The 14,052-nt window shown below is 29.9% G+C and carries 3 protein-coding genes; all 3 read right to left on the bottom strand.

The window, feature by feature from the left end:
* Positions 1-18 precede the first annotated feature (18 nt).
* On the bottom strand, positions 19-4,434 hold the full coding sequence (locus ACTG3S_RS00615) for a GEVED domain-containing protein (RefSeq protein WP_439127439.1): 4,416 nt from the start codon (positions 4,432-4,434) through the stop codon (positions 19-21).
* 277 nt (positions 4,435-4,711) lie between these two features.
* Positions 4,712-8,575, bottom strand: coding sequence for a T9SS type A sorting domain-containing protein (locus tag ACTG3S_RS00610; protein WP_439127438.1), 3,864 nt, complete (start codon positions 8,573-8,575; stop codon positions 4,712-4,714).
* Between the two features lie 119 nt (positions 8,576-8,694).
* Complete coding sequence (locus ACTG3S_RS00605; RefSeq protein ID WP_439127437.1) at positions 8,695-13,959, bottom strand: proprotein convertase P-domain-containing protein; 5,265 nt, start codon at positions 13,957-13,959, stop codon at positions 8,695-8,697.
* Positions 13,960-14,052: the final 93 nt, after the last annotated feature.

The raw sequence follows: 14,052 nt of genomic DNA, 5'->3' as shown, positions 1-14,052 counted from the left end.
GGTTTTAAAAAAAAATAATTAATTAATTAATATTTTTTTAGAAATAGTACCCTTGTTTGTTTTTAATTGTAATATGTATATAGAAGGTTTTATATTTTTTACATCTAAAATAGTTTTGTAAGTCTTTTTTGCAAAATCCCATGAATTTATCTTTTGACCTAAAATATTATATAAATTGGCTTCTTTAATTAAAATATTATTATCAGAATTTATATTTATTATTTTTTGATTCCTATTTAAAAAAATATGTATATCTTCAGAGACAATATCTTTTGTATTTAATATTTTACTGTTATTAAAAGTTATGTAAAAACGATTTTCATACAATCCTTTTTCTAAATCTAAATTAGCTTTTTCAGAATTTAATAGGTAAAAAACATCTTCAACTTTATCAAATAAATAGACATTTTTGTTCTCTGTTTTCCATTCATCAATTTCTATTGAAACTTCACCTGCTTTAGCTATAAGTAATTCTAAAGGTACTTGAAGCTCATCAGTAATTTCTTGAACTCCACAAATTACATATTTACGATCATCATTGTCAAATTTCCAGTAAATATCTGTTTTTCCAATATCAAACATTTCACTATCATAACCTTTATCAAAATCAAAAGAATTATTAGCGCTAAAGGAAGCTCCAATTTGCCTATGCATTCCTAAACTATTTTCATTTATATAATTGAACCCTAGTTTTAAAATTTCAATTTCTAAATTTTTAGATGTTTTCCTTTTATTTCTTTTATCACTTTTTAATAATACAGAATTGTCACCTTCAACAACATATTCTCTTTGAGAATTATTAAAAGAAACAGTACCACCATCGCTATCTGTAGATATAAAAAAACCTTGCCCAATTGGGATGTATTGTTTTGGTTCTGTATATGAAAATGTATAATTAAACTCAATTTTATCTATATAAATTGGTGAATTTTCTTTTAATTTAATACTTAAAGTATCATTTGTGTTTACTACTATTGGTATATTTAAGCTTATAAATTCTTCTGAAGCATCTAGTTGAGCAGTTTTTATAATTTGTTGGTTAATAATTAAATCTATACTTGATGCGTTTTGAGCTTTGTAAACTAATTTTAAACTATCTACACTTTTATTTAAATTAACATTTTTAAATGTTAAGGTATCAATGGTACTAGAAAGTAAAACACTGTTTGTTGCTTTTATTTTAGTTGCATTTCCACCAAGAAATCCACTTTCTGCTTCTAATGTATATTGGTAAATAGTTTGAGCAGAATTGTTACTGCTAACAGCACTTGCAGAAGTACCCATAGAAATATTTCTAGTTGCATAACCACCTATATAACTAGATGTATTATGACCTTGTGTACCTTCAGAATTTTTTTCGCCACTATGTTCCCAAAAGTATAAGGTTCCAGTTATTGCATCTAAATTATCTTCAATAAATTTCTTTGAATTTATGGCAGAAGGATAAGGGTTACCTACTAAAACAGATATATTACCTTTAGATAAATTATAACTATATTCGCCATCATTTGGTGTACCTATAAAAGTATAATTTTGTGGTCTTCCTGGGCCTTTCATTAAAAAGCCTTTACCAGGTTGTATAGAACCAGATTTGAATTTTTGAATGTAACCATAGTTAGATCCATTAAAATCGTATGTATAAATCCAATATTCAGCAATTTGAATTGGTCCAGCAGGAGAGTTATTAAAATTGCCATCAAAACCACTAATAAAATCAATATTTTTTGGAGTTGATGTTAAAGATGTTGGTGTTGTGCCGTCTTTTAAAACATTTTCTAAAGAATAATAGTTTAAACCTGTATTAGAAACTGGTGAAGAAAAATAATTATATCTATACTTACTATTCACAGTTGAGTTTTGGTCTACAAAAAGTTTACCTGAGCCCGAAATTTTTTTTGCTTCTGTATGTGTTTGAATAAGTTGTGAAGTACCTGCAAGCCTTATTTGAGCACTAGAATTTATAAGTATATTATTTGTTATAACTAATAAATTATTAGTTATTAATAATTTAGATGAATTATTTATTTCTAAATTATTTGCATTAAAAATACTAAATTGACTTAAGTCTTGATTTATATTAACAGTTCTAGACCTGTCTGGGTATCCATTAGACCAAGCATTGCTTTCCCAAGTTGTATTACCAAAATTATGTAAGCCTAATCTGATATTAGAGTTATTATTGCCATCTATAACTTCAGAAATTAATGGGGCATGAGGGTGTCTTTGAGGTGGGTTTGTTTGTGTAGATAAATTATCATCAATAAATGAAATCCATTCAGTACTATCGTAAGTTGAGTTAAATGATGTAATTAAATCATTTCTCACTAAAGAAGTATTATTACTAATGTTTTTTACAACATCAAATCTGTTTTTCCAAGCATTAAAATCTGTTTTTTTGGTTACAATTAAAATATCATCCCCTCCATCAAAATCTGTAATAGCAGTATTTTCGATAACTGTTCCAAAAACACTTGCAAGGGTAGAAGTTGGTTTTTTTATAAGAATAGATTCACCTGGCAAAACTTCAGATTCAATTAAAAATGAAGCTGTTGGCACCACATTTGTTTGATCCCCAGACGAATCCTTATATAAAGCTAAAGCTACAGTATTGGCTGGTATTGTTTCAGTTTCGTTGACATTGGTAATCTCAATCCATCTGTCAGCCAAATTATAATGATATAGTTGTGTTATTAATGCAGATTCAAAAACAGTATTATCTGGTTCTCTTATAAATATTGTGTAATCTTCAATTTCTCCATTTTGAAAATCGAAATTACAAGAAGAAGTTGGTGAAGCATTTTGTTTTAGACCAACTCTTAATCTTGTTTTTCCTAAAGTAGCTGTTTCAGGAACTAAAATATTTGTAAGAGGAATATTAAATACTGTATTGTTATTTCCAGCATTTAAAATATTCAAAATTTCTTCGCCAGCATCTTCAAAATCTCCATCATTATTAAAATCTATCCAAACTACTAAAGCAGTTGTATTATTTCTTTGCCTAGAATATGTTATTGTTCCAGAAAATGTTTCTCCTGCAACTACATTGGTAGAAAGTGATGAAAAATATCTATAAACATTATCATTTGCAGGAGTAGAATTGTTAATGTTACCGATATCTACATTAGATATATAATAATTATTACTTTTATTTATATTTACGTTTGTTTCACAATACTGCACATTTGTGGTTGTAAAAACTGTTGAGGTTGTGTAAGATGCACAGTCTGCATTTGTTTTTATTTGTACTTCATACTCCAATCCATCATCTAAACCATTTATAGTTTTATTTTCTATAGTTGAGGTTGTTTCTGTCCATGCATCTGAAGTGTTGTTTAAACGATATCTAATTATATAAGGCCCAGTACCTGAAGAGTTCCAAGAAATTTTTGCAGAAGTTTCATCAATATTAGAAACTGTGACATTTGTTAGAACACTTGGGGCTAAAATATTAATTGTTTGAACACTACTCTCTGTTGTTGAACCATTGTCAAATGTCCAAGTAATTTGATAAGTACCTGCTGTTGTTAATGTTGTATTATCTGTTGTTGTGCCAACTATTTGTAAACCACATTGATAGTTCATAATAGGCGTTTCAACATCATAAGAACAAAATTCTGTAATAGTTGGTAATGTTGGTGCAGTAAAAGCGCCATTATAAGCAGAAACATTTACTGTTGTAGTACAAGAGTTTGTTAAGCCATCAGAATCTGTTACAGTTAGGGTTACAGTTTGTGGTGAGCTAATATCATTACAATCAAAAGCATATTTGTCTAATGATAAAACTAAATCTGCTGGATCATCATAATCATCTGTAGAATTATTATTAATATCATTTACAGTTATATAAGCATTACCTCCTGAATCTAACGTTACATCTAAGCTACCAATACAATTTGCTGTTGGTGGTTGCGGAGATGGTTTTATGTTAATGTTATAATCTTCTACTTCACCAACTTGAAATTCTAAATCACATGGATTTATAGTAGCACCTCTTCTAATAGCAACTCTCATTCTAGTACTGGTTGCTATAACGTTTACATCGTTTGGTATTGTTATTTGAAAATTTTCTGTTATACCATTTCGACTTGAAGCATCAGAACCTGTATATGTATGTACTTGTTCACTCGTTGTAAATGTACCATCGTTATTAAAGTCTATCCAAACTTTTACAGTTGCTTCATTGTAATTACTCATTTCAAAAGTAATAGAGCTGGAGTAAGAGTTTCCTTTTATAACATCTGTAGTTACATTATTGTAGTAGGTATATTTATTTGCAGAATTATCACTGTCGTTATTAATATCAGCGAATTTTATATTAGAAATATTAAAATTATTATTATTATTGATATTTATTGGGGTACAATAAGACTGTGCTTTTAAGTTATTAAAATTTAAGCAAATAAAGAGCTTTAGAAAAAATACTATACTTTTCAAATCAATTTGTTTTTTATGCTAATTTACTGATTTTTAGATTGTTTTTTGAATAATTTAATTTAAAATTAGGTTAAAATTATTTTGTTTTTATATCGCTTTAAAGAGCTACTCTCTTGGTTTAAATTAAGCTCTTTTATTCAAATTTATAAACTATTATTACTTTAATTTACTTATTCTTACGTTATTTAGCATAATATGTTTTTTATTTTTTACTTTAAAAACAAGCAAAAGAGAGTCTTAAAAATAGACTCTCTTGACTCCAAAGCTTTGTAAAATACTAATTAATTAATATTTTTTTAGAAATAGTACCTTTGTTTGTTGCAACTTTTACAATATAAACTCCTTTAGACCTTGTTCCTAAAGAGATGTTTGTTTTGTAGATGTCCTTTTTGTTAGCACTCCAGTTTTTTATTTCTTGCCCCAATAAAGTATATATGTTTACAGTTTTAAATATTGCGTTATTTTTTAAACGGATAGTTACTTCTTCATTATTTGTATCGTAATAAATAGTAGCATCATTTATGATATTATCAGTAATACTTAGTGATTTTTCTTCTGAAAATGTCATGAAAAACCTTTCTTTATAACTTCCTTTTATTAAGTTTAATTCAATTTTATTACCTAAAAGTTGATAATATTCCTCTTTTAAACTGTCATATAAATAAATGTTATCGTTGTCAATATTAGTTTCATCAATTAAAAGGGTAATATTACCATCGTAATTAATTTCTATAGTTAATGGTATTTTAAGCTCAGGTGTAATCTGTTGCACACCTGCAATTGCATATTTTGCCTCATCTTCTGGAAATTGCCAATACATATCTGTATCGTTTAAATCAAAAAGTTCGCTATCATAACCAATATCTTTTTTAAAAGTATTATTACTATTAAATGAAATACCAATTTGCCTGTGTAAAGTTTTCTGATTATCATCTAAATAATCCATACCTAATTTTATAATTGGTAAGGTGTTACTTTTTGCACTGGTTAGTTTTTTTGTTTTTGATTTAAAAAACACAGATTCATCGCCTTCTAATATATATTCTCTTTGGCTATTATTAAAAGTAATGTTTCCACCAGTATTACTGCCACCCACAAAAAAACCTTGTCCTACAGCAATATACTGCTTTGGTGCTTTATAACTACCTTCGCCTATTGTTGGCGAGTTTGGTTTATTGTTAGTAGACACTTGGTTTGCAGCTAACCCCATAGAAATATTTCTTGTTGCATATCCACCAATATAACCTCCAAAATTATGGCCAGAATTGTTAGAAGATTCAATATCTTGTTCTCCTGCATGTTCCCAAAAATACAAGGTTCCAGAGATTGAACTTAAATTATCTTCTATAAACTTTTTAGAGTTTATTGCAGATGCAAATGGATTTCCTACCAAGTAAGATTCATTAGCACCAATCGCTGTAATTAAATTTCCGTCTTTTGGTGTGCCTACAAAAGTATAATTTTGATTAACACCTGTACCTTTCATTAAGAAACCATCCGTTTCTGCAATTGTACCAGTACTTTTTTGTTGCACGTAATTAGATCTTGTTCCATCTCCACTTCCGTAGGTATAAATCCAATAATCTGCTATACTTATGGGAGATGTTGCACTACCATTAAAACCATCAACAAAGTTAATATCTACAATAGGAGATGTATTTGAAATGGGGGATGTTCCATCTTTAAGTATGTCTTTTACTTTAAAATTATTTGTACCAATTGTATTTACAGGACTGCTCATGTAGGTATATCTATAAATACTTGCCACATTGGTTTGTCTATCTATTAATAATTTTCCATTACCCGTAATTTTACTGTTTTCTGTATGTGTTTGTATTAGTTGAGAAGTGCCAGCTAATCTTATTTCATTATCAGAATTTATTAAATTTATGTTTTTATTTACTACTAAAAGAGCATCATTAATCGTTATTTTACCTGTATTTTCTAATGTTAATGTATTTGCTTTTAAAGTTTCTGAAGTAATAAAATTTTCTGATAAAATGACAGTTCTAGACCTATCTGGCAAGCCATTAGACCAATTATTATCTATTCTATAAGTTGGTTGTACAATATGCTCTCCTAATAAAGTGTTTTTATTTGTGTTTGCAGTATTAATTTCTGATAACAGTGGTGAGTGTGGGTGTCTTTCTGGACCACCATTTGCCAAATCTCTGTAAGGATCTAAATTGTCATCTACAAAAACTATCCATTCAGAATCTGTAAAGTTTCTATTGCCTTGGGTAATTAAATCTGATCTTACAAGACTAGAATTGTTTGGGATATTTGTTACTACATCGGTTCTTAAATCCCAATTTAAGTTTGAACCATTTTTAGAAAGCACAATAAAGTCGTTACCACCATTAAAATTACTTAGAGTTGCATTGTTAACTAAACCAATACCATTTTTTACATTTGTAATAGTTGAATTCGAATTTTTAAATAAAAAAGCTTCTCCAGGATTTATTACACCTGTATAAGTTAATCTAGCATCAGGCGTTACATTAGTTAGGTTGCTAGATGATTTATTTAAAAAGATACTTATACTAACTGTACTTGTTGGAACGATGGCAGTTGGGTGTATGTTTTTTATTTCTATCCACCTGTCAGTATCAGATTGATAAACTTGCGTAATAATTACCTCTCCACAAGCATTTACATTATTATTTATTGCATATAAATTGTACGAGTTTGTAAAGTTTGGTGTTGCGTTTACTGTATCGTTATTTTCTAAAATATCTAAATATCCATTGTTACCAAAATTACCATCAACAATAGACTTTAAAATTCCATTAAAATCTATTAGATTAGCCGGTACACTAGATTCTTTTGTGTCTGGACAGCCATCATTATCAGAATCTAAATCTAAACGATTAGGAGTGCCATCATTGTCTGTATCTAAATCATTACAAATATTGTATGCCTGATATTCTATAAAATCTACCTCAATTCTACCACCATTTCGTACAGACATAGATATTTTAATATATTGTGTACTTTCTGTTAACACATAATCTGTGTTTTTAGAATTGTTGTTACCATTATTATGGGAGATAGAAACTGGGTTAGAAGTTGTATTTCCATTGGCATTAGACTGTTCTATAACAACTGTTTTGTTAGCATTATTTGTTGCAAAAGTTTGAATTTTTAAAATGGTATTTGCAGGTATTTCTTTTCCGAAATTAACCACTAAAAGGTCGTTGGTATTATTAAACTCGGCACCTCGACCATTAATACCGTCTGCAATATCGTTTTCATTTCGTACACCATTATCAACAGGAAAAGAGTTGTTATTTGTTACTGTTCCTGCATTTGAGTTTTCGCAATTTTGTTCTTCTATATCTAAAATACCATCATTATCATCGTCTATATCTATTACATCTATGACGGTGTCTAAATCTGTATCTAAACTATTAGTATTTGTAGCACAAAAAGATAAACCACTTATACCTGCACCATGTAAAAAACCTGTGGTACAAGAATTACAGTCTTGCCATTGTATAGTTATTGATGAAACTCTGTTAGTATCAGAAAAATTTACACCTACCCAAGAATTACTATTTGTAGAACCAGCAATTGCATTTACCACACCCGTTGTTTCATTAGAATTGTAAGATGGAGAGTTAGAATTTGTAAATGTTGGTAAAATGGTGTTATTTAATGTGTTTGTTGCAGACACTGTAAATTTATCTCCACTTGCACCACCAAGGTTGATGTGTAATAAATCGAAACCAACTGCGTTTACAGGTTCACTAAAGTTAATGGTTATTGTTACACCTTGTGGATTGTTAAAACCACTTGTGTAAAATTGTAAATTTTCTTGAAAACTTGCATCTGTACCTATTGCAGGAGAATCTGTTGTAGAGCTAGAGTTTTGCCATCTGTTTAAACTAGCTGTATCTCCGCTAAAGGTAAAAGAAACATTTACATTGCTATTGTCTACATTATTTAATGTGTTTGTTAAATTACCAGAAGGCCAATTAAATTGATTGTTTCCACTTGGGTTTGTAGACCAGCTAAATTTAGAAGAAGTAGGGGAGCAGTCTTGGTGTAATTGTTGGCCAATTCCATTTTGAATTGTTGCTAAAAAGAAAAAGAAACTGCATATAAAGCTCAGTTTTTTTAAAGTATTTTTATTTTGCATAATATTATTAGTTGGTTACCAATAATGCTTACGTAAAAAAAAAGGGTTTGGTTTTAAAAAAAGGTAAAAAAAAAGAGAGCCTTAAAAAAGACTCTCTTAACCCCAAGGCTAGTAAAATACTAATTGATTAGTATTTTTCTGGAAACATCACCTCTATTGGTTTTAATTTTTACAACGTAAACCCCTGTAGAAAGGTTGTTTACTTTTAGTTTTTCTGAGTTAGAAGTGTTTTTATTGAATTCCCATTTCTGTACTTCTTGCCCCATAATAGTGTATAATTTAGTGTTATTGATTTCTAAATTATTTTCTAATTTAATATTGATTTCTTTACTTTCTTTAGCATAAAAAATAGTTAAGTCTTTAAAAATAATATCATCTACACTTAAAGATTTAGCCTCTTTAAAAGTGATGAAAAATCTATTTGAGTGTTTCCCTTTTAAAAGATTAATTGTGGCTGAATTATTTATTAAACTATAGTACTTGTTTTCTAGTTTATCAAAAATGTATACGTTTTCTTTAGTAAAACTAATTTCGTCTATTTCTATATTTATTTCGCCATCTTTATCTACAATTATTTCTAAAGGCACTTCTAAATCCTCTGATAAATCTTGTATTCCTGCAATGGCAAATTTCTGATTTATATTTGGAAATTTCCAGTAAAAGTCTGTAGCTGATAAATCAAATAAGTAACTATCATAGCCAGTGTCATAATCAAAGGAATTATTGGGTTTAAAAGAAATACCAATTTGTCTGTGTAACTCTTTGCTATTATCACCCAAATAATTCATACCAAGTTTAATAATTGGTAATTTTTTTCTGGCTTTTTCTTCTAATTTATGTTTTTTATTTGATTTAAAAAAGGTAGAGTAGGTGCCTTCTGTAACATTCTCTCTTTGGCTATTATTAAATGTAATTGCACCACCATCTGCGTCTCCACTTACAAAGAAACCTTGCCCAACAGCTATATATTCTAATGGTGATGTATATGTAAAACCAGTTGCACCATTTGCATTTGGTTCACATGATGTTTTGCCATCGTCGTCTTGTAAAATTAAATTGTTTAAATAAAGTACATTATCATCTATAGATTCTATAGTAACATCACTATTACTGTGTATGCATTTTGGAATTTCAAAAGTGGCATATGTTAAAGACCTTGGCAATTCGTATGTACCAACTTCATTTCCATTTATTTTTAATTTTATTGTTTTATCTATTAAAGCTCTGTAGTTTATTTTTAAAACATCTACACCTCTTGGAATGTTATTATATGTAATAGATTCTGCATTATTATCTAATAATACAACATCTGTTAAAAGGTCTGTGACCAAAGTACCAATTACATTTGCAGCTTCAGATTCTAAAATTATATTAAAACCTCCAGATAATGATGCTGAGTTAGCTGCAATACCCATTGAAATATTTCTCGTTGCATAACCACCAATATAACCACTGTAAGAATGTCCTTGTTGTGTTGAGGTTGCATCTTGTTCTCCTGCATGTTGCCAGAAATATAAGGTGCCATCAATAGCATCTTTATTGTCTTCTATAAACTTTTTTGTGCTAATTGCAGAAGGAAAAGGATTTCCTAATAAATAAGATTGATTACCGCCAACTGCAGTATTTAAATTACCATCATTTGGTGTACCTACAAAAGTATAATTTTGTGCTTTACCAGGCCCTTTCATGGTAAAACCATCAGTTACAGGAATACTACCTGTACTTTTTTTCTGATTCCAATTAGAGCGTTTACCATTGGCACTTGCATAGGTGTAAATCCAATAATCTGATATTTTTATTGGATTTGTAATATCACCATCATAACCGCTAACAAAATCAATATCTAAAGGATTTGAGCTTGCAGATGTAGGTGTTGTACCATCTTTTAAAACATCTTGTAGTGTAAATGATGTGCCACCCACAGGAGAACTCATATAGTTATACCTAAATTTGCTTGGTGTTTCTGAGTTTTGATCTATATACAATTTACCAGAGCCATTTATTCTTGAACCTCCTGTATGTGTTTGTATTAAATGAGAACCATTTGCAAGTCTAATTTCGCTACTCGTATTACCAAAATTAATGCCTTCAGAAACGACCAACAAATTATTATTTACAGTTAGTTTTCTATTAGCATTTATAGTTAATTCCCTTGCTTTTAAAATAGAAGATGTTGTAAAATCTTGGTCTATTATTACTCTTCTAGTTCTGTCTGGTGCTCCATTAGACCAAGTGTTACCAACTCTAATTGTTGGGTTTACATTGTGTACACCTAATCTTAAATTAGAATTTGTATCAGCGCTTAATATTTCTTCAATTAATGGAGCATGAGGATGTCTTTCTGGACCTCCTAGATCTACATCTCTGTAAGGGTCTAAATCTTGATTTACAAAAGCAACCCACTCTGCTCCAGAAAAATCTTTATTTGTTTCTAAAACAGCATCACTTCTTACATAAATTTTATCAGTTGGTAAATTATATGTTGTTTCGTATCGATGTTTCCAATCATCAACACCACTTACATTACTTTTTGGATGCGATAATACTAATATGTCATCTGCACCAATCAAATTGGTTATATTGTTATTAACAATTCCTGAATAAGAAGAACCAGAATTGGTAATTAATAAAGAACTACCTGCCGCAATTGTTGTTGGTATTGTATATGAAAAATCTGGTACAATACCTGTTTGATTACCTGATTTATTTTGATACAAACCTAATTTTATAGAATTTGCTGGAATACTATTTGTATCATCTATGTTTGTTATTTCTATGACTCTGTTAGTACCTTCTAAATAGATTTGTGTAATCATTGGAATACCAGAAACCTGATTGTCTCTGTAATCTACATCTCCAATGGTTAAAACATCTCCATCTGAATCTGGTAAATTTGTTGGATTGTTAATACCTGCATTAACATCATTAAAGTCGTCTGCGTTATACAAGCTATTATCCAAACCATTTGACCCAACATTTCCATCTGACTTACCATCATTATCTGTGTCTATAGAATAGCCAGCTTCTAAAGCATCAAAAATTGTATCGTCATCAGAATCCAAATCTACATAATCTGCATTTCCATTTTCGTCTGTATTTACCGCTACTAAACCAGTAGCATATGCAGTGTCTAAACCATTTATTGTGTAGATGTAGTTTGGGGCAATATAATCTATAGTTGTTTGTGCCTCTACATTGTCTGGTATACCATCGTTATCAGAATCTAAATCTTTATCATTTTGTATACCGTCTCCATCAAAATCTAAATCGTCTGCAAAACAAGATTGTGATTGTGTACTCCATACAAAATTATCTAAACCATGCAAGTCTGCTCTATTGCTAACTATAGTTCCGTTAATAACTTTATGAACAATAGAAACATTAGATAAACTATTTTGAGATATGAAACCAATAGAGGTTTCTACATTATTACCAATAAGCATGGTGCCTTGCGAAACACCATTTCCATCAAAAATGTCTACAACTACTGTTGCATCATTTCCTATAAAATTACTTTCAAAATAAGCCACTAACTCTGTGTCTGCATAAATTTCGTATCTAATTATTAAATCTGCACTATCAATATAAGTGTCTAAAATATCTAATAAATCAAAATTAAAAGCAAATACAGGTATTGTAAAACCTATATTTACTGTATATTCTTCTCCTTGTACTAAGTTAACAGAAGGCTTTATATATATAGCATCGCCTGAGGTGCCAGACCTAAATTCTGTACCTGTTGTCCTTCTAAATTGATTTCTTCGAGTGGTTGGGTTTGCAGCTGTTGTACTATATGACAAAGTACCATTTGTCCAAGTTCCTGTTGTGGTTGCAGCTGAACCATCTGTTCCTGGTGAGCCTGGTAAAGAACTAAAATCGCTACTACCGTTTAGTCTATTTAGTGTTAGTCCTCTAGAAAAAGCCGCACTTTCAAAACCAGATTCTTGAAAACCTAAACCACTGTTGGTATTATCTCCTATAGCATAAATACTAAAACCATCAGTATTGTAAGCAATTTGGTCTATTTGTGGTGTTGCAGCTCCAGGGATTACACAGTTTTCATCTGTATCTAAAATACCATCATTGTCATCATCTACATCTACATTATCTGGGTATGAATCTCCATCAGTATCTTTGTCTGTAATTGTAAAGTTGGCAGATACAAAGTTTATCGTATATTTAATATTACTTAAAGATCCTATTGTGATTGCATAAGTACCTACAGTCTCGCCAGGAACTCTAGATAAGCTTCCTGTTAAAACGTCTCCAGATTCTAAGCTACCAGCAGTGATTGTGTAGGTAAATGTTGGGTCAGCATCTCCAATTTGTTTGGTTTGCCCCGAGTTTGCAGTAACAGTAATAGGTATGCCCGAAGCAATTTTTTTTCCAGTTACTTTTACATTATCTATAGATATGTCAGATTGCCAACTTGCGGCTCTTATACCTTCAAATCTAATAATAACCGTGTTTGAGTCGTAGGCACTTAAGTCTATTTCAGCAGTATTCCAAAGGTTTCCTTGATTACCAGTTCTACTAAAAACATTATTGTAATTAGCACCTCCATTAGAACTTACTAAAACATTAAAAGTACCCATATTTGCAGCACTATTTGCAGAATACATGTGATAATTAAAAGATATTTTAGAATCTATTTGAGATGTAAAATCGAATTCTTTTTCTAAGTGTGCTCTTGCACCATTTGCTACAGAACCAGAAGTTTCTGTATACATAAAATACGATCCTTCTGCAGCTCCACTTTGTGGACCAGTTCCACCAGAAGGAGTACTTGTTGCGTTTGTCCAATCAAAATTATCATTTGTTGAGTTTGTCCATCCATCTAGCGAATTTTCGAAACTATACCCTAATTGGTTTTGTTCGCAAATGTTTAAAGCAAAAGAATTTATTGTACCTCCATCTTGATTTGTATCGTCGGTTACTTCTAAAGTCCAAGTACCAAATGCATTTTCTCCAGAAAAATCACTTAAATTTCCAATAGGATTAAAAGTACCACTTACTGTAGAATTTCCACTAGGTAAAACATTAGAAGAATTATCGTCAAAAGTGGCGTTATAATTATCACCATTTCCGCCTCTATCAGAAGAGAGGTTTACTCTTGTACCATTTGGTGATATTAAAAAAATATCTAAATCCTCATTCCAAGTATGTGTAATATTTACGCTAGTTGTTAATTCTGAAATAAAGAAATTATCTACAACATTTAGTGTAGTTGTATAGGTAACTGCTCCTCCAGGATTTGCTGCAATAGTAACATTGGGATTATTGCTATAATCTTTACAAATAAATGTTTGTGCGTAGTTATTTGTGTAAAAAGACACAAATATAAATAGTACTAAGTACCATTTACTTTTAGATTTAGGGGTCATAAAGTAATTATTTAGGGGTCAATAAAAGAGTTTTTAAACTCTATAATATTTAGCTAATATATTAATTTTTTCATTAATTAAATTTTTTAAACA

Origin of the sequence: Polaribacter sp., from assembly GCF_965656025.1 — a bacterium.
In the GTDB taxonomy this organism is placed as follows: Bacteria; Bacteroidota; Bacteroidia; order Flavobacteriales; family Flavobacteriaceae; genus Polaribacter.
This window is presented reverse-complemented; position numbering and strand designations above follow the sequence as displayed.

What these genes read in the sequence shown, in the direction of transcription:
- ACTG3S_RS00610 (WP_439127438.1), bottom strand. Translation starts at nt 8,575, where the DNA reads ATGCAAAATAAAAATACTTTAAAAAAACTGAGCTTTATATGCAGTTTC.
- ACTG3S_RS00605 (WP_439127437.1), bottom strand. Translation starts at nt 13,959, where the DNA reads ATGACCCCTAAATCTAAAAGTAAATGGTACTTAGTACTATTTATATTT.